We start from the raw sequence: 17,993 nt of genomic DNA on the forward strand, positions 1-17,993 counted from the left end.
ATCGGCCAATTTGCGGCCGCCAGCAGGACATTATCCATGACCGCCATCATCGACATTCACGGCCGCGAAATCCTCGACAGCCGCGGCAACCCGACCGTCGAAGTCGATGTGCTTCTGGAAGATGGCAGCTTCGGCCGTGCGGCCGTGCCCTCGGGTGCCTCGACCGGCGCACATGAAGCGGTCGAACTGCGCGACGGCGACAAGAGCCGTTATCTCGGCAAGGGTGTGATCAAGGCGGTTGCTGCGGTCAACGGCGACATCGCCGAAGCGCTGATCGGCCTCGATGCAGAGGATCAGCGCGAACTCGATTCTGCGATGATCGACCTCGACGGCACGCCGAACAAGAGCCGCCTCGGCGCCAACGCGATCCTCGGCGTCAGCCTGGCCGCCGCCAAGGCCGCGGCGGACGCGCGTGGCCTGCCGCTTTATCGCTATGTCGGCGGCGTCTCGGCGCGCACGCTGCCGGTGCCGATGATGAACATCATCAACGGCGGCGAGCATGCCGACAATCCGATCGACGTGCAGGAATTCATGATCATGCCCGTCGGCGCCGGCAGCATTGCCGAAGCAGTCCGTTGGGGCAGCGAAATCTTCCACACGCTGAAGAAGGGCCTGTCGGCCAAGGGGCTCGCGACCGCGGTCGGTGACGAGGGCGGCTTTGCGCCGAACCTGGCCTCGACGCGCGCTGCGCTCGACTTCATCGCCGCGTCGGTCGATCAGGCGGGCTTCAAGCTCGGCACCGACGTCGTCCTCGCGCTCGATTGCGCGGCGACAGAATTCTTCAAAAATGGCAAATATGAAATCAGCGGCGAGGGGCTTTCGCTGAGCCCTGAACAAATGGCCGAATATCTTGCCGCGCTGGTGAACGACTATCCCATCAAGTCGATCGAGGATGGGATGAGTGAGGATGATTTCGTGGGCTGGAAGGCGCTCACCGACCTGGTCGGCGACAAGTGCCAGCTCGTCGGCGACGATTTGTTCGTCACCAACCCGCTGCGTCTGGAGCAGGGGATCAAGGACGGCCTCGCCAACTCGCTGCTCGTCAAGGTCAACCAGATCGGCACGCTGTCGGAAACGCTCGACGCCGTCGATATGGCGCACCGCGCACGCTACACCGCCGTCATGTCGCACCGTTCGGGCGAGACCGAGGATTCGACGATCGCCGACCTGGCGGTCGCGACCAACTGCGGCCAGATCAAGACCGGCAGCCTCGCGCGTTCGGACCGGCTCGCCAAGTACAACCAGCTGATCCGCATCGAGGAAGAGCTGGGCGATATGGCGCGCTATCCGGGATCGTCGATCTTCGGGTGACCGATTGGTCCCGAATATCTTCTGCCTTTGAGAAGGACGGTTCGCTCCGGGATATCTATATCTTGGACACCTCGCTTGCCGAGTGGGAAAAGACATGGGCGTTTCTGCTGGGGCGGCGGGCGAGCTTGACGCTGCGAGTTGGCGGCGAACCGGTTCCGTTGCCAAGCCATGCGGAGCAGATATTCGTCGCCCGTGACCGCGGGGACACTGCGACATTGTCGTGCCTGCTCGGCGGCGTCACATTGAACTGCCACTTTTTTGTAAAGGAAGAGGTGGAGTTTGATGTCGATCCAGCAGAGGTCGAGGATGCAAGAGCCGCAAATGAGGTGGCACGGTTCATGGTTGGGTTATCCAAAGCGACCGGCAGGGAGGTCCTGCTGACGGCCGAAAACAATCGCGACGGGGTTGTCGCAAAGGTTGAACCCGGCGATGGAGACGTGAGTTGGCATCCATTGTGATGCGGTGAACTGTTGAAAACCGGAGCCTGACGCCTTGACGCCGCGAATCAACTCTGATTCAAGGGCCGGAATGACGCAGCGCCACAAATTCCGCAAATCGATGCACCGGGCCGCCGGCCCCGCCATCGCGGTGATGGTGGTGCTGGCGATGATCGGCTATATCATTTTCGGCCCGACCGGCCTGTATGCCTGGGGCGACTATGGCCAGTCGGTCGAGAAGCAGCGCGTTATCCTGAGCGAACTCACCAAGAAGCAGACCGAATTGCAGAACCGCGTCAACCTGCTCGACCGGCGCCGCGTCGATCCCGATCTTGCCGAAGAATATGTGCGCGAGAAGCTTGGCGCCTATCACCCCGACGAGGTGATCATTCCGATGGAACCCGACGCGAAGCCCTGAGCTTTCGCCGCAGCGTCGCTGCGCCCATGCTGCATACGTAAGTTGGCATAACGCCCGCCCATGGTGGGCGTTGCCAAGTACGTCGCGGCTCTCCTATATGGCGGCTTGCCGTAACGGCTAAATGCAAAGGAACCCGTCTTGGCCAAAGCACCTGCGCGAACCTCCCCCGCGCCCAAAAAGACTGCATCCACCCCGGCCGCCGCGACCAATCGCGAGCAACCGCGCGACCCCGTCCCCTATGACGCGACGCCCGAAGAGCTGGAAAAATTCTATCGCGAGATGCTGCTCATCCGCCGCTTCGAAGAGAAGGCGGGGCAGCTTTACGGCCTCGGCCTGATCGGCGGTTTCTGCCACCTCTACATCGGCCAGGAAGCCGTTGCGGTCGGGCTGCAGTCGGCGCTCGACGGCGACAAGGACAGCGTGATCACCGGCTATCGCGACCATGGCCACATGCTCGCTTACGGCATCGATCCGAAGGTCATCATGGCCGAACTGACGGGACGCCAGGCCGGCATCTCGAAGGGTAAGGGCGGCTCGATGCACATGTTCAGCGTCGAGCATAAATTCTATGGCGGCCACGGTATCGTCGGCGCACAGGTGTCGCTTGGCACCGGGCTGGCCTTCGCGCACAAATATCGCGGCGACGGCGGCGTGGCGATGGCCTATTTCGGCGACGGCGCCGCGAACCAGGGTCAGGTCTATGAAAGCTTCAACATGGCCGAGCTGTGGAAGCTGCCGATCATCTTCGTGATCGAGAACAACCAATATGCGATGGGCACGTCGGTCAACCGTGCGTCGGCCGAGGATCAGCTCTATCGCCGCGGCGAAAGCTTCCGCATCCCCGGCATGCAGGTCGACGGCATGGACGTTCTCGCGGTGCGCGGTGCGGCCGAAGCTGCGCTCGAATGGGTGCGCGCGGGCAAGGGCCCCGTGCTGATGGAGCTCAAAACCTATCGCTATCGCGGCCACTCGATGTCCGACCCCGCCAAATATCGCAGCCGCGAGGAAGTGCAGGCGGTGCGCGACAAGAGCGACGCGATCGAACATCTGAAAAAGCTGATGACCGACGCCGGCATCGGCGAGGACAAGTTCAAGGATATCGACAAGGAAATCCGCCAGATCGTGGCCGAGTCAGCCGACTTTGCAGAAAGCGCGCCCGAACCCGAACTTCATGAACTTTATACCGACGTGCTGGTGGAGCAATATTGAGATGGCCATCGAATTGAAAATGCCGGCACTGTCGCCGACGATGGAAGAGGGCACGCTCGCCAAGTGGCTCGTCAAGGAAGGCGACACGGTGAAGTCGGGCGACATTCTTGCCGAGATCGAAACCGACAAGGCGACGATGGAATTCGAAGCGATCGACGAAGGTACGATCGGCCAGATCCTGGTTGCCGAGGGCACCGACAATGTGAAGGTCGGCACCGTGATTGCGACGATCACGGGCGATGGCGAGGAAGCTGCCGCTCCGGCGCCTGCAGCCGCACCGGTTGCTGCTCCCGAACCGAAGGCCGAAGCACCGGCTCCGGCGCCCGCTGCTGCTCCGGCTGCAGCCCCCGCGGCGGCCGAGCGCGCTTCGGATCCCGCAATCCCCGAAGGCACCGCGATGGTCCGCCTGACGGTCCGCGAAGCGCTGCGCGACGCGATGGCCGAGGAAATGCGCAAGGACGACCGCGTCTTTGTGATGGGCGAGGAAGTCGCCGAATATCAGGGCGCGTACAAGGTCACGCAGGGCCTGCTCCAGGAATTCGGCGCGCAGCGCGTCGTCGACACGCCGATCACCGAATATGGCTTTGCCGGCCTGGGTGCGGGCGCGGCGATGGGCGGGTTGAAGCCGATCATCGAATTCATGACCTTCAACTTCGCGATGCAGGCGATCGACCACATCATCAACTCGGCTGCCAAGACCAACTATATGTCGGGCGGCCAGATGCGTTGTCCGATCGTTTTCCGCGGACCGAACGGCGCCGCGGCGCGCGTCGGTGCGCAGCACAGCCAGAATTATGCGCCCTGGTATGCCAGCGTCCCCGGCCTGATAGTGATCGCGCCCTATGACGCCGCCGATGCCAAGGGGCTGATGAAGGCCGCGATCCGTACCGAAGACCCTGTCGTCTTCCTCGAAAACGAGCTGCTCTATGGCCGCAGCTTCGACGTGCCAGAGGTTGAGGATTTCGTCCTGCCGATCGGCAAGGCGCGGATCATGCGGCAGGGCAGCGACGTCACGATCGTCAGCTATTCGATCGGCGTCGGGCTCGCGCTCGAAGCCGCCGACCAACTGGCGGGGGAGGGGATCGACGCCGAGGTGATCGATCTGCGCACGCTGCGTCCGCTCGATACCGCGACGGTTCTCGCGAGCCTCAAGAAGACCAATCATCTGGTCATCGTCGAGGAAGGCTGGCCGACCTGTTCGATCGCCAGCGAACTTGCGATGGTCGCGATGGAGCATGGCTTCGACGATCTCGACGCCCCCGTCATGCGCGTGTGCAACGAAGATGTGCCGCTGCCCTATGCGCATAATCTGGAAAAGGCCGCGCTGGTCGACACGCCGCGCGTTGTCGCAGCCGTGAAGGCGGTTCGCAATCGGGCTTGATCTCTTTCACCTCGTCATTGCGAGGAGCGATGCGACGAAGCAATCCAGGGCTGTGTAAAGCCGCTCTGGATTGCTTCGCTCCGCTCGCAATGACGGCATGGTGATGCTAGCCGCCTGCATATGACCACTGAGGCCGATCTCGAAACCAGCTTCTATCCCGACCTGCGCGATCCGCGCGTGATGGTCTCGGTGCCGCACGCGCGGCGTGCCGCGATGTCGGCGCTGTGGGGATTGGCGGCGCGGCTGACCAAATTGCTGATCGATGCGCGCGAGCCGTTGATCGGCCAGATCAAGCTTGCCTGGTGGCGCGACATGGCGGCGATGATCGAAAAGGATCCCGGGGCGTTGCCGAAGGGCGAGCCGCTGCTCGCCGAACTTCAGGCAACGTGGGCCGGAAGGACCGGTCTCGACGCGCTCGTCGATGCGGCCGAGGCGATGCTGCTTGCGGAAAGCGATGCCGAACGGCGCGCCGCATCCGAGAGCTTTGGCGGGCATCTTTTCGGGCTGTCCGGCGGCGACGAAGCGGGTGGAAAACGCTGGGGCCTTCTATGGGGCGCGGGCGTCGAGGATAATGAGCGCGAGGCGCGGGACCTTCTGGGTCATGCAAAGAGTCTTGCGCCGTCACCGCGCCGGCTTTTCGCCGGAAACCGATCGCTTCTGATGCTCGATCGCTGGGCCGCCGCGATTGCAGGTCATGACGGCGAGAGGCACCTGCGCGGTGAGGGTCTGCTGCTGTTGCGCCTCGGCCTTTTCGGCCGCTGACGACTAAAAGCGCGTCGGGGGTGGAAATACCCCTTCCAAACAACTATCTTCACCAGAACAAACGGGGTCGCAGGGGATAATGCGATGTTCAATGGGCTGGTCGCCTATCTCGATTCGATCAAGGCGCGCGACCCTGCGCCGCGGTCGCGTTGGGAAATTCTGCTTTATCCGGGTCTGCTGGCGGTCGGCATGCACCGCATCGCACATTGGCTGTTCGAGGCGCGGCTGTTCTTTCTTGCGCGCTTCGTCAATCATCTCTCGCGCTTCCTGACCGCGATCGACATTCATCCGGGCGCGCAGATCGGCGAGCATCTGTTCATCGACCATGGTTTTGGTGTCGTGATTGGCGAAACCGCCGAGATCGGCGACAATGTCTCAATCTATCAGGGTGTGACGCTCGGCGGGACCGATCCGGCAAACGGTATCGGCGGCAAGCGCCACCCGACGCTTGCCAATGACGTGATCGTGGGATCGGGCGCGCAGATCCTCGGCCCGGTCACCGTCAATGCGCGCGCGCGCGTGGGCGCGAACGCCGTCGTGACGAAGGACGTGCCCGAGGGTGCCGTGATGGTCGGTATCCCGGCGCGCTCGACCCTGCTCGACGCGAACGAATATGCGCGCGAGTTTGTGCCTTATGGCACGCCGTGCAGCGAAACCTTCGACCCCGCGACGCAGAAGATCGAACTGCTGCAATGCCAGCTCGACCAGATGCAGAAGCAGTTGAAGGCATTGCTCGACGAACGTGATGTCGCCGAGGAACAGGCGCCGCGGCGCAAAGGGAGCCGGACCAGCGCCTGATGGGAACCGTGACGCCCTTGCCGTTCGCAGGCCGTACGGTATCGCAGCAGACCGGTTTCGAGCGCCCCGAACTTATGCGTATCCTCGACCTCTATGGCCGGATGGTCGCGGCGGGACACTGGCGCGACTATGCGATGGATTTCCACCGCGACGCGGCCATTTTTTCGGCCTTCCGCCGCGCCGCCGAGCGGCCCGAATATCGCATAGAAAAACGCCCCGCCTTGCGGAGCAGGCAGGGCATGTGGGCCCTTGTCTCCGAAGCCGGGGCGATTTTGAAGCGCGGAGACGAGCTTTCCAACGTGCTCGCCCCCGTCGAACGCAAGCTTATGAAGTTGGTTGGAGACTGACCGTACGGGTCGTCGCGGGCAGTTGGTTCGCGAGATTGTCAGGCAGGAAGCCGACCACCACCGCCCGTGCATTCTGCCAGAAGGCAGACAGCAGCAGCAGCGCCGAGCCGATCACGAACGCCGTCAGCGCGACATTGAGCTCGACCGCGCCAAAGGTGTTGAATAGCTGCGTCATCGCGAACAGCACATAGGCGAGGGCGGAGACGAGCAGGGCGCGGCGGTCGATCGCGAGCGCAATCAGGCCGAACAGGACATAGACGCCGATCACCATGACCGCCGCGGCGCTGCCGATGTCGTCACCGCGCGTAACGCCGAGCAGATGGAAGATCGGGTGCGCGATCATCGGCGCGGCGAGCAGGTGGAGCCAGAAGGCGACGTCGCTGCGGCGCGTCTGACGCACGCGGTCGCTGCGGTCCCACCACATCGCGAGGGTGAAGACGCCGAGCCCGGCAATCAGCACCAGCGCCATCGGCAGCGTGCCGTCGGGGCTGGGCATTCCGGTGATGGCGAGCACGAGCGCGACCGCGGTCGCAGCGAGTGCGGCGGTGCCGGCGGCAACGGTGATGGGCACCATGAAACGCTTCCAATGCGCCCATGTCGCTGCAGCCGTGACGAGCGCCATCGATCCGATCAGGATTGCGCCGGTCGTTTCGCCCGGGTCGTTGCCGAAGATGGACTCGCCATGCTTGACGAGAACGCCGACCATCGTCGCAAAGACACCGCCCGAAAAGGCGAGAACAAGGACGATGCTGGGCAGCGCCATGCGGCGTTTCCGCGTGAAATATTCGGCGAGGAACCACGCCGACGCGGCGACGAAAGCGCCGCCGAGCGCGGGATGGATCGAGGCGCCGATCCAGCCGACCGCGACGAGCAGGATGACCGCCGCGATGCTCACGAAAATATCGTTGAAACCCGTGATGAGGCGAAATGATTCCTCATCCGCTCCGGGGGTGGCGCGCACCGATGCGATATGCGACCGGAAAGCCAATGCGGCCTCCGGCGTGAGTATCTTTGCATCGACCGCGGCTTGCAGGTCGCTTTCACTGTACATCGGGGTCGTCCTTCTGTCCGATCCCCTTGCCCCGAAGCGGTTGTAGCAGCGCTGTATTAGTGATGCAACACAATAAGTCAGGAGAAGATGTGGGCGGAGGTCAGCCGCTCGCGCTGCGCGGCAGTGATCCGGTCGACTAGGCGGTACGCCGCTGGATAAAGCGCAAGGCTGACGAGCGAAGCAAAGATACCGATCTGTTGCCCGGTCTCGAGTTCGGCGGGCGAGGCGGGGTTGATCGTCAACCGCAGCGCGATGTTCGATGCGATGTTTGCGAGAACCCACGTCCCCCACCAGATGGCGAGAAGGCCTTCCGGACGCTCAAGCTCGTCTCCCTGTCCGCCGTGACTGGCGTTCCAAATCTGCCGCATCGCGGCATAGGGTTTGAAAAGGTTGGCGATGGGGACGAAAAACCACCCGACTGCCCAGCCCGGCGTATAGTCGAAGCCGATCGTCCCCGCGGCGACAATGTTCGCCGCGGCACGGTAAATCCACATGCTGAAAAAAACGACCGTGACGAGTGTCAGCAACAGGTCTGCCAGTCCGGCCGCGATGTAAGCCGCCGCTGCCCCGGTAAGCGGGGCGCTCTCTTCGAGTGAAATTGTACCGCGAAGCTCGGCGATCTGGCCGACGAGACTTGCCGCAATCACGGCGAGCCCCACGATCAGCAGGAATTTCAAGAGCTTTGCGCGCTGCGCCAGCCGTTCGATCCCCTCGGCAAGCCCCATGATCGCCATATCATTCCCCCACGGGGACGCCGCCCCGGCGCACCCGTGGGGAAGTGTATCAGGCTCAGCCCAGTGCCATCAATGCTTTCATGACGTTCATCGACTGCTCGCTGCCCGACTGGGGCACGGTTTCGCCGTTGCGGTCGATGATCTTCTCCCATGCCGCGGCGACCCCCTCGGGAGTGCGCTCACCTTCGGGAAGGGCAACGCCAGGCGTCATCGTGACATAGGCGGCGTGGAATGCACCCGCGCCCGCGCCGACGATCATGTTGGTCGGAGCGTCCTCGCTGACCAGATAGAGTGCGGCCGGAACGACATTTTCGGGGGTGAACTTCTCGAACAGTTCGGCGGGGAAGATGTCTTCGGTCATGCGCGTGCCCGCGACCGGTGCGATCGTGTTGCAGCGGATGTTATATTTCGCGCCTTCAAGGTGAAGCGTCTTGGTAAGGCCCGCGAGGCCCAACTTTGCCGCGCCATAATTGGCCTGGCCGAAATTGCCGTAAAGGCCGGTCGACGACGCCGTCATCAGGATGCGGCCATAGGCCTGTTCGCGCATCAGGTCCCAGCATGCCTTTGTCACATTGGCGCTGCCGCTGACGTGCACCTTCAGCACCAGATCGAAATCGGCGGGCTCCATCTTGGCGAAGCTCTTGTCGCGCAGGATTCCGGCATTGTTGATCAGGACGTGGACGCCGCCCCATTCTTCCTTCGCTTTCGCCACCATTTCGACCATCTGCTCATATTCGGTGACGCTGCCTCCGTTCGAGATGGCGGTGCCGCCCGCAGCGCGGATTTCCTCGACGACCTGAAGTGCGGCGTCGGAATGGCCGGTGCCATCGCGCGATCCGCCGAGGTCGTTGACCACGACCTTTGCCCCGCGCCGCGCGAGTTCGAGCGCATAGGCGCGGCCAAGCCCGCCGCCGGCGCCGGTAACGATAGCAACGCGGCCGTCAAATTTGATCGTCATGATGGTCTCCCGAAAGGGGCTGCCCCGAAAGATAGGTTGCCCGAAAAAACTGGACCGTCCTTAGCCGTTCGCGCCTTGCTGGCAAGAGGGTGAAAAAATGACGATTGAAACATAAATGTCACGCAAATGACGTGCATATGTCACGTAAGCGTCATAGCAGCGCCTCGAGCTTGTCACCTTTCGCAACGGAGCAAATCCATCATGCGCCATGCCTTCACCATCGCTCTGCTGGCGACGTCGATGTTCAGCCTGCCGACGGCGGCCCGCGCCCAGGCGATGACTGCCGAAGAGGCAGCGCAGCTTCGCGCCGAACTTGCTGCGCTGAAGGCGCAGGTGCAGGTGCTCGAAACGCGGCTCGATGCCGCGACCGCCCAGCAGCCGGCACCCGCGCCGGTCCCGACACCCGCGCCGCCATCGGTGACCGCGAAGCCGGCGACCGAAATTAGCTGGAAGGGCGCCCCCGAGATCAAGACAGCCGATGGCTGGAGCTTCAAGCCGCGCGGGCGGATGCAGTTCGACGTGGCCAGCATCGATGCGCCCGCGGGCGTGATGGGAACGCACGGCGGTTTGACGACGGAAATCCGACGCGTATTCTTGGGGGTAGATGGCAAGATTCCGGGCGGTTTTTCGTACCGGGTCGAAGCCGACTTCGCCGGTGGCTCGGCTGAACTGACCGACGTCTATCTGACTTATGGCCAAGGGCCGCTGTCGGTCACGGTGGGGCACATAAGACATTTCACCTCGCTGGAAGATGTAACCAGCGACTTGTTCACCAGCTTTACCGAGCGTGCGGCCTTTGTACCGGCCTTTGGCTTTGAACGCCGCGTCGGATTGGGAGTACAATATAAAGGGAAGCAGATCCTCGCGCAGGCGGGCGTGTTCGGCGACAATGCAAACGATCTTCTGAACGATGCGAACAACAGCATCAGCGCCGACGGGCGGTTAGTGTGGATGCCCAAATTCGGCAAAACCCAACTGCATCTGGGCGGGTCGGCCCATATTCGCGATTTCAACGACCAGTCGCCCACTGCACGCTATCGCGCTCGGCCCTATGTTCACACGACCGACGTACGTCTGATCGACACCGGCAACATCGATGCCACGGGTGAGCGTGGTTATGGGCTGGAGGCTGCGGTGGTATCGGGGCCGTTCCATGCATCGGGTGAAGGTTTTTGGCAGACGATGAAGCGCCCCGGCGTCACCGACCCGACCTTCTTTGGCGGTTATGCAGAGGTCGGCATGGTGCTGACCCCTGGGGATAGCCGCAGTTACAGGGATGGCGCCTTCGACAGGCTAAAGCCGTCGAAATCCATCACCGACGGCGGCATCGGTGCGATCGAGATCAACGCGCGCTACGACCATCTAGATCTCAACGACGCCGGAATCGTTGGCGGTCAGCAAAGGGCGGCGTTGATCGGCATCGTCTGGGCGCCGATCGACTATATCCGGATCACCGCCAATTACGGTAAATTGTGGATCGACGACGCGCGTATTCCGACCGCGGCGGGTGATCGCAGTTATACCGCCGATACGTTCGGGCTGCGCACGCAGATGGATTTCTGATCGCGGCGTTCGTTTTGGGGTAGGGGACTGGCTCCCTTTTTCGTCATCCCGGGCTTGACCCGGGATCCCGCTTTTTGACGCATTTACTGACGTCGACATCGAGCGGGACCCCAGATCAAGTCCGGGTGACGATGAAAGATAGGCCGCTTGCCCCGTCGTCCGGATCAGATGCTCTTGCCTGCATCCAGTGCATAGCCCGCCGACCGCACCGTCCGGATGATATCGCTCGTACCCGGCAGGTTGATCGCCTTGCGCAGGCGGCGGATATGGACGTCGACGGTGCGCAGTTCGATATCGCTGTCCTGGCCCCAGACGCTGTCGAGCAACTGCCCGCGTGAGAAGACGCGGCCCGGATGCTCCATGAAATGGCGGAGCAGGCGGAATTCGGTCGGCCCCATCGCAACGATCTGGCTGTTGCGCACGACCTTGTGCGCCACCGAGTCCAGTTCGATGTCGGCATAGGTCAGCATCTCGCCGGCGAGCGCGGGGCGCAGGCGGCGGAGCACCGCCGATACGCGCGCGACCAGTTCGCGCGGGCTGAACGGCTTGGTGACATAATCGTCGGCGCCCGTTTCGAGGCCGCGGATACGGTCCTCTTCCTCGCCGCGCGCGGTGAGCATGATGATCGGGACGTTCGCCGATTTCGGGTTGCGGCGCAGGCGCCGGCAAACCTCGATGCCCGGCAGGCTCTCGATCATCCAGTCGAGCAGGACGATGTCGGGCACGCGTTCCTCGACCAGGACGAGCGCCTGCTCGCCATCGGGAGTCTGGCGGACCGAAAAGCCTTCGCGGGCGAAATGCCAGACGATGAGCTCGGCAATCGCCTCGTCATCTTCGATCAGCAGCAAATCGGGCTGTGGCATCAGCCTTGCTCCTGCTCCGCTGACGCGGCGCCTTCCGGAGTCTCGCCGCGTTCGCGTTCCTCCATATGGTCGCCGGTGACGACATAATAGACCATCTCGGCGATGTTCGTCGCATGGTCGCCCATGCGCTCGAGGTTCTTGGCGACGAACAGCAGATGCGCGCTTTCCGAGATATATTTCGGATTTTCCATCATGAAGGTGACGAGCGTGCGGAAGATGCTGTTGTAGAAATCGTCGACATTCTTGTCGCGGACGGTGACGCGCACCGCGAGTTCGGCGTCGCGCGCCGCGAAGCTGTCGAGCGCGTCGTGGATCAACTCGACGACGATGTTCGACATCGACATCAGCAGCGGGATCGCCTCGATCGAGCGCGTCTGGTCCATCAGTGCGACGCGCTTGGCGATGTTCTTCGCATAATCGCCGATGCGTTCGACCACCGACACGATCTTCAGCGCCGCAATCATTTCGCGGAGGTCGTCGGCCATTGGGGCGCGGAGCGCGATCGTCTGGACCGCGAGTTGTTCGACTTCGCTTTCGAGCGCGTCGATCTTCTTGTCGTCGCGCACGACCTGCGCCGCGAGTTCGAGGTCACCCATATTGAGCGCGGTCATCGCCTGGAGCAGCGCCTGTTCGGCGCGCCCGCCCATTTCGCTGATCAGTCCGCGCAGGCGGTTCAGATCCTCGTCGAAAGCCTTGACGGTATGATCGTTGACTACTGCCATCGTTCTTGTCCTTTTGCGCTGCGGCTTAACCGTAGCGGCCGGTGATATAATCCTTGGTGCGTTCCTGCTTCGGGTTGGTGAAGATGTCGGTCGTCTTGCCGTACTCTACCAACGTTCCGAGGTGGAAAAAGGCGGTGCGCTGCGACACGCGGGCCGCCTGCTGCATGTTATGCGTGACGATCACGATAGCATATTTACCGCGCAGTTCGTGGATCAGTTCCTCGATCTTCGCGGTCGCGATCGGGTCGAGCGCCGAGCAGGGCTCGTCCATCAGGATGACTTCGGGGTCGACCGCGATCGCGCGGGCGATGCACAGACGCTGCTGCTGGCCGCCCGACAAGGCGGTGCCGCTTTCCTGAAGGCGGTCCTTGACCTCGTCCCACAGGCCCGCACGCACCAGCGCACGCTCGACGATTACATCGAGGTCGGCCTTGTTCGGCGCGAGGCCGTGGATGCGCGGGCCATAGCCGACATTGTCATAGATCGACTTGGGGAAGGGGTTGGGTTTCTGGAACACCATGCCGACGCGGGCGCGGAGCTGCACGACGTCCATCGAGGGCGCATAAATGTCCTCGCCGTCGAGCTCGATCTGCCCCGTAACGCGCGCGCTGGCGACGGTGTCGTTCATGCGATTCAGCGAGCGCAGGAAGGTCGACTTGCCGCAGCCCGAGGGGCCGATGAAGGCGGTGACCAGGTCGGTGCCAACGTCGATAGACACGTCGTTGATCGCCTGTTTTTCGCCATAGAAGACGTTGACGCCGTGCGCCTTCATCTTGGGGTCGGCGATGGTAAGATCGTCTTGGGTCATGAAGGTCACCAGCGTTTTTCGAATTTGTTGCGAAGATAGATCGCAAAGGCGTTCATCGACAGCAGCACGATAAGCAGCACGATGATCGCGGCGGAGGTTTTCTCGACAAAGCCCCGGTCGACTTCGTCCGACCAGAGGAAAATCTGCATCGGCAACACGGTCGAGGGCGAGCAGATACCGCCCGGAACGTCGCCGATAAAGGCACGCATCCCGACGAGGAGCAGAGGTGCGGTCTCGCCCAGCGCGCGCGCCATGCCGATGATCGTGCCGGTGAGGATGCCGGGGAGGGCGAGCGGCAGGACATGGTGGAACACGACCTGTACCGGGCTGGCGCCGACGCCGAGCGCCGCGTCGCGGATCGACGGTGGCACCGATTTAATCGCGTTGCGGCTGGCGATCACGATCACCGGCATCGTCATCAGCGCGAGCGTCAGGCCGCCGACGAGCGGGCTTGCCTGACACAGCCCGAACCAGTTGATGAACACCGCGAGCGCGAGCAGGCCAAAGATGATCGAGGGCACCGCGGCAAGGTTGTTGATCGACACTTCGATAAGGTCGGTCCAGCGGTTCTTCGGCGCATATTCTTCAAGATAGAGCGCCGCGAGCACGCCGGTCGGGAAGGCGATGAGGAAGGCGATGAAGATCGTCAGCACCGAACCCTTGAGCGCGCCCCAGATGCCCGCAACCGCGGGGTCGGTGGCGTCGGCGTTCTTGAAGAAGGGCCAGTGGATGCCGGTCGACAGCTTGCCGTCCTTCTCCAACGCATCGACCTTCGCGCCGAGTGCGCCCTTCGCGCCTTCCTTGGCGGCGATGTCGACTTCGGACGAAGCGGGCAGCTCGAACACCGTCTTGGCGTTAAGCAGTTCGGGATCGTCCTTGATCGCGCTGCGCACTTCCTTCCACGCATTTTCGGAAATCAGCTTCGATCCGTCGGTCCCCAGCGCCTCGTCGGCGGCAAAGGCGACGATGTCGGCGAGCCCTGCATTCGCGATCACCTGATCGGCGTCGGCATCGCCGAGGCGCGAGGTATCGATCGTCAACGGCATCGCCTTGAAATCGACGGGCACCGCGACATGCGTATACATGAATCCACGCGCGCCGTTGCCGACCATCACGAAGAGCAGGAAGGCGAGGAAAGCGCCCGAGAGCAGCACCGCGCCCAGCCCCATCAGCTTGAAGCGGCGTTCGGCGGCGTAGCGCTTCGCGATGCGGGTCTGCATCACGGAGCCTTTCCAGTCGGTGGGGGCGGTCTGCCTATTCATAAGCTTCACGATACTTTTTGACGATGCGCAGCGCGACGATGTTGAGGAGCAGCGTAACGATGAAGAGGACGAGGCCGAGCGCGAAGGCGGCAAGCGTTTTCGCGCTGTCGAACTCCTGGTCGCCGGTGAGCAGCTTGACGATCTGTGCGGTCACCGTGGTGACGCTGGCAAAGGGGTTGGCGGTCATGTTGGCCGACAGCCCTGCGGCCATCACGACGATCATCGTCTCGCCGATCGCGCGGCTGACCGCGAGCAGGATGCCGCCCATCACGCCCGGAAGCGCGGCGGGGATCAGCACCTGGCGGATCGTCTCGTTCGGCGTTGCACCGAGAGCCAGCGATCCGTCGCGCATCGCCTGCGGTACCGCGTTGATGCTGTCGTCGGCCATCGAGGAGACGAAGGGGATGATCATCACACCCATCACGATACCCGCCGCAAGTGCGCTTTCGGTGCTTGCGTTGGGAATGCCGAGCATCACCGCAAATTCGCGCAGGGCCGGGGCGACGGTCAGCGCGGCGAAATAGCCGTAAACCACCGTCGGCACGCCGGCGAGAATCTCGAGCAGCGGCTTCACCCATTTGCGCACCGTCGGCGCGGCATATTGGGTAAGGTAGACTGCGGTCATCATGCCGATCGGAATGGCGACGATCATCGCGATGATTGCGCCGATCAGGATCGTACCCCAGAACAGCGGAATGCCGCCGAATGTGTCGGGCTGCGGCGCGCCGCTCGTCGGCGCCCATTCGGTGCCGAACAGCAATTCGGCGGGCGAGACGAGGCGGAAAAAGCGGATCGATTCGAACAGCAGCGACAGCACGATGCCAAAGGTCGTGAGGATCGCGACCAGCGACGCGAGCAGCAGGAACAGCATCACGATCTTTTCGACGCGGGTGCGTGCCCGGAAATCGGGTTTGATCCGCGTGAAGGCGTAAAGTCCGCCCGCCAGCGCCAGCGCCAGCATCGCGGCGATGCCGATCCACGCATATTTGTGGCTCGCGTCGGCGTAGGGCTTCACCAGCGGCGCGGCGGCGGGCAACCGCACCGCGGCCTGCTTGCCCTCGGCAACGCTGCGCGCGTCGGACAGGATTGCACCGCGCTCGAACCCGAACGACGGCAGCGATTGCGCCGCCTCGGTCGCGAGCACCTGGTTGGTGATCAGTGCGGGTGAGACCGACGACCAGACGGCAAGGAAAAGCGCGGCAGGGGCAAACAGCCACAGCGCGACATACCAGCCATGATATTGCGGGCGCGAATGGAGCTTTTCGCCGGCGCGGCCGGCCAGCAGGTTCGACCGCGCGCGGCCGGCCAGCCAGCCGATCAGCGCGAGACCCGCGATCAAAAGCAAAAGGGCGGCGGCGTTGAAGGTCACGCAGTCCTCATTAAATCATTCCCGTCATTGCGAGGAGCGAAGCGACGCGGCAATCCAGAGTTTGCGTATACCGCTCTGGATTGCTTCGCTTCGCTCGCAATGACGATCAAGAAAAGACGGTGGCCGGTAGGGAAAACCCGCCCGGCCACCAGCGGGAGGAAACTTACTTGAGCTCGGCGCCGTTCAGCGCGGTCATGCCCTTGCCATTCGCTGCCGCCGTCGCCGCGATGTCCTTCGGCGACACGATCAGGCCCTTGACGTTCAGATAACCGCCTTCGCCCGCGCCCTTCAGAAACTCGGCGACATATTCGGCGAGGCCGGGGACGACGCCGACATGCGCCTTCTTCACATAGATGAACAGCGGACGCGAACCGGGATAGCTGCCGTCGGCGATCGCGGCATAGGTCGGGGCGACGCCCTGAACCGGGACTGCCTTGATCTTGTCCTTGTTCGCATCGAGATAGCTGAAGCCGAAGATGCCGAGGCTGGTCGGATTCTTGTCGAGCTTCGAGATGATCAGGTTATCATTCTCGCCCTGCTCGACATAATAGGGCGCGCCGCGCAGCGTGGTGCAGGTCGCCTCATGCTTTTCTTTGTCGCTGTCCTTCAGCGCCTTCATCTCTGCATTGGCGTCGCAGCCCTTGCCGAGGATCAGTTCCTTGAACGCGTCATAGGTGCCGCTGGTCGACGGCGGGCCGAATACCGAAATCGCGACCGCTGGGAGGGCGGGGTTCACGTCTTTCCACGTCTTTGCGGTGTTGGGCTTGCCATAGGGGTTCGCCGCAAGTGCCTTATAGACATCTTCTTCCGACAGCTTGAAGCCGGGGCCGCGCTGCGCTTCGCCAAGTGCGATGCCGTCGATGCCGACCTGGATTTCGACGATGTCTTTCACGCCATTCTTGGCGCAAGTGTCGAATTCCTTCTTCTTGATACGGCGCGACGCGTTCGCGATGTCGGGGGTGTCGCCGCCGACGCCTGCGCAGAAGCGCTCGAAACCGCCGCCGGTGCCCGTGCTGTCGATCTTGGGGGTCTTGTTGCCGGTCGCTTCGGCGAACTTCTCGCCGACCGCGGTCGCAAAGGGATACACTGTGGACGAACCGACCGCGCTGATATAATCGCGCGCCCCGCCGCCCGAAGACGCCTGATCCTGACACGCGGAAAGCGCCAGCGCGCAAGTGGCGGCGCCAGCGATAAGGGCGAATTTCTGCAGCATGGGGTAATCCTGTCGGGGGTCGTTACCGAACCAAGCCGCCACCCCCGCGGCGACTCGCTGAGCCGCCAATGAGGGAGTTGTGTGACGCGTTTGTGACATTTGATGTCATATAAGTGTAACGGTCGGTCGCGGCCAAAGCTGCTGGCACGGTCCCCGCGCATAGCCTCGACTTTTCGACGTCGAGGACGAGCGGCTTAGAGCTTGGGCAGCGTGACGCCCTTTTGCCCCATATATTTGCCCGCGCGGTCGGCGTAGCTGGTCTCGCACGGCTCATTGCCCTGCAAGAAGAGGAACTGGCACGCGCCTTCATTTGCATAGATTTTGGCGGGCAGGGGGGTCGTGTTCGAAAATTCGAGCGTCACATGGCCTTCCCAGCCGGGTTCGAGTGGGGTGACGTTTACAATGATGCCGCAGCGCGCATAGGTGGACTTGCCGAGGCAGATCACCAGCACGTCGCGAGGGATGCGAAAATATTCGACTGTCCGCGCCAATGCGAAGCTGTTCGGCGGAATGATGCAGACGTCGGTTTCGCGATCGACGAAATTCTTCGGGTCGAAATCCTTGGGATCGACGATCGTCGAATCGACGTTGGTGAAGATTTTGAACTCCGGGGCGACGCGCGCGTCATAGCCGTAGGACGAGAGGCCATAGCTGATGCAGCCATCGCGGCGCTGCGCCTCGACGAACGGTTCGATCATACCCTGCGTCTGGGCGGCTTCGCGAATCCAGCGATCGGAAAGAATGCTCATGCGTGTCTCTTGTCGGTCCTGCGGGGGTTGCGCAAGCG

19 protein-coding genes are annotated in these 17,993 nt (G+C 62.8%); 9 read left to right on the top strand and 10 right to left on the bottom strand.

Annotated features, from left to right (window positions below; translation table 11 throughout):
* The first annotated feature begins 36 nt into the window (after positions 1-36).
* From eno to KEC45_RS06185, 8 genes are all read left to right on the top strand, one after another.
* Positions 37-1,311, top strand: coding sequence for a phosphopyruvate hydratase (gene eno / locus KEC45_RS06150; protein ID WP_062181786.1), 1,275 nt, complete (start codon positions 37-39; stop codon positions 1,309-1,311).
* Positions 1,308-1,769, top strand: a complete 462-nt coding sequence (locus KEC45_RS06155; protein ID WP_062181783.1) for a hypothetical protein — start codon at positions 1,308-1,310, stop codon at positions 1,767-1,769. Before eno ends, KEC45_RS06155 begins: the two co-directional genes overlap by 4 nt.
* 70 nt (positions 1,770-1,839) lie before the next feature.
* A complete protein-coding gene (locus KEC45_RS06160) occupies positions 1,840-2,166 on the top strand; it encodes a septum formation initiator family protein (RefSeq protein ID WP_062181780.1) in 327 nt (108 codons plus the stop codon).
* 138 nt (positions 2,167-2,304) lie between these two features.
* Positions 2,305-3,375, top strand: a complete 1,071-nt coding sequence (gene pdhA / locus KEC45_RS06165; RefSeq protein ID WP_062181777.1) for a pyruvate dehydrogenase (acetyl-transferring) E1 component subunit alpha — start codon at positions 2,305-2,307, stop codon at positions 3,373-3,375.
* Between the two features lies 1 nt (position 3,376).
* Positions 3,377-4,756 carry a pyruvate dehydrogenase complex E1 component subunit beta gene (locus tag KEC45_RS06170; protein WP_062181774.1) on the top strand — a complete coding sequence of 460 codons (1,380 nt, stop codon included), beginning with the start codon at positions 3,377-3,379 and terminating at the stop codon, positions 4,754-4,756.
* Between the two features lie 120 nt (positions 4,757-4,876).
* Positions 4,877-5,518 (top strand): hypothetical protein, encoded by a 642-nt coding sequence (locus tag KEC45_RS06175; protein WP_062181771.1) that lies wholly within the window; start codon positions 4,877-4,879, stop codon positions 5,516-5,518.
* A gap of 84 nt (positions 5,519-5,602) precedes the next feature.
* A complete protein-coding gene (gene cysE, locus KEC45_RS06180; protein ID WP_062181769.1) occupies positions 5,603-6,316 on the top strand; it encodes a serine O-acetyltransferase in 714 nt (237 codons plus the stop codon).
* Positions 6,316-6,663, top strand: a complete 348-nt coding sequence (locus KEC45_RS06185) for a DUF2794 domain-containing protein (RefSeq protein ID WP_062181766.1) — start codon at positions 6,316-6,318, stop codon at positions 6,661-6,663. The genes cysE and KEC45_RS06185 overlap by 1 nt, the downstream gene beginning before the upstream one ends.
* Here the strand turns inward: KEC45_RS06185 and KEC45_RS06190 are convergent.
* The 3 genes from KEC45_RS06190 to KEC45_RS06200 form a co-directional block, all read right to left on the bottom strand.
* A complete protein-coding gene (locus KEC45_RS06190; RefSeq protein WP_062181763.1) occupies positions 6,641-7,714 on the bottom strand; it encodes a hypothetical protein in 1,074 nt (357 codons plus the stop codon). The genes KEC45_RS06185 and KEC45_RS06190 overlap by 23 nt on opposite strands.
* 77 nt (positions 7,715-7,791) lie before the next feature.
* Complete coding sequence (locus KEC45_RS06195; RefSeq protein WP_062181761.1) at positions 7,792-8,448, bottom strand: DUF4328 domain-containing protein; 657 nt, start codon at positions 8,446-8,448, stop codon at positions 7,792-7,794.
* Positions 8,449-8,503: 55 nt separating this feature from the next.
* Complete coding sequence (locus KEC45_RS06200; RefSeq protein ID WP_062181758.1) at positions 8,504-9,406, bottom strand: SDR family oxidoreductase; 903 nt, start codon at positions 9,404-9,406, stop codon at positions 8,504-8,506.
* A 201-nt stretch (positions 9,407-9,607) separates the two neighbouring features.
* Here KEC45_RS06200 and KEC45_RS06205 point away from each other — a divergent pair, with 201 nt between their 5' ends.
* Positions 9,608-10,969, top strand: a complete 1,362-nt coding sequence (locus KEC45_RS06205) for an OprO/OprP family phosphate-selective porin (RefSeq protein WP_062181756.1) — start codon at positions 9,608-9,610, stop codon at positions 10,967-10,969.
* A gap of 164 nt (positions 10,970-11,133) precedes the next feature.
* On the opposite strand, the gene phoB is transcribed toward KEC45_RS06205, so the two are convergent.
* From phoB to dcd, 7 genes are all read right to left on the bottom strand, one after another.
* Entirely contained in the window at positions 11,134-11,832 is a 699-nt protein-coding gene (phoB, locus tag KEC45_RS06210) for a phosphate regulon transcriptional regulator PhoB (RefSeq protein WP_062181753.1), read from the bottom strand.
* Complete coding sequence (gene phoU, locus KEC45_RS06215; protein WP_062181750.1) at positions 11,832-12,554, bottom strand: phosphate signaling complex protein PhoU; 723 nt, start codon at positions 12,552-12,554, stop codon at positions 11,832-11,834. The genes phoB and phoU overlap by 1 nt, the downstream gene beginning before the upstream one ends.
* Positions 12,555-12,579: 25 nt before the next feature.
* Positions 12,580-13,362: a phosphate ABC transporter ATP-binding protein PstB gene (gene pstB / locus KEC45_RS06220; protein WP_062184030.1), complete on the bottom strand. Its 783-nt coding sequence runs from the start codon at positions 13,360-13,362 to the stop codon at positions 12,580-12,582.
* Between the two features lie 5 nt (positions 13,363-13,367).
* The gene (gene pstA, locus KEC45_RS06225) at positions 13,368-14,624 is read right to left on the bottom strand and encodes a phosphate ABC transporter permease PstA (protein WP_062181747.1); all 1,257 of its coding nucleotides are present in this window, start codon (positions 14,622-14,624) and stop codon (positions 13,368-13,370) included.
* Entirely contained in the window at positions 14,617-15,993 is a 1,377-nt protein-coding gene (gene pstC / locus KEC45_RS06230) for a phosphate ABC transporter permease subunit PstC (RefSeq protein ID WP_252171664.1), read from the bottom strand. The genes pstA and pstC overlap by 8 nt, the downstream gene beginning before the upstream one ends.
* A gap of 163 nt (positions 15,994-16,156) precedes the next feature.
* Entirely contained in the window at positions 16,157-17,206 is a 1,050-nt protein-coding gene (locus tag KEC45_RS06235; RefSeq protein WP_062181739.1) for a substrate-binding domain-containing protein, read from the bottom strand.
* Positions 17,207-17,400: 194 nt separating this feature from the next.
* Positions 17,401-17,955 carry a dCTP deaminase gene (gene dcd, locus KEC45_RS06240; RefSeq protein WP_062181736.1) on the bottom strand — a complete coding sequence of 185 codons (555 nt, stop codon included), beginning with the start codon at positions 17,953-17,955 and terminating at the stop codon, positions 17,401-17,403.
* Positions 17,956-17,993 lie beyond the last annotated feature (38 nt).

The sequence above is a fragment of the Sphingopyxis sp. USTB-05 genome (genome assembly GCF_023822045.1).
In the GTDB taxonomy this organism is placed as follows: Bacteria; Pseudomonadota; Alphaproteobacteria; order Sphingomonadales; family Sphingomonadaceae; genus Sphingopyxis.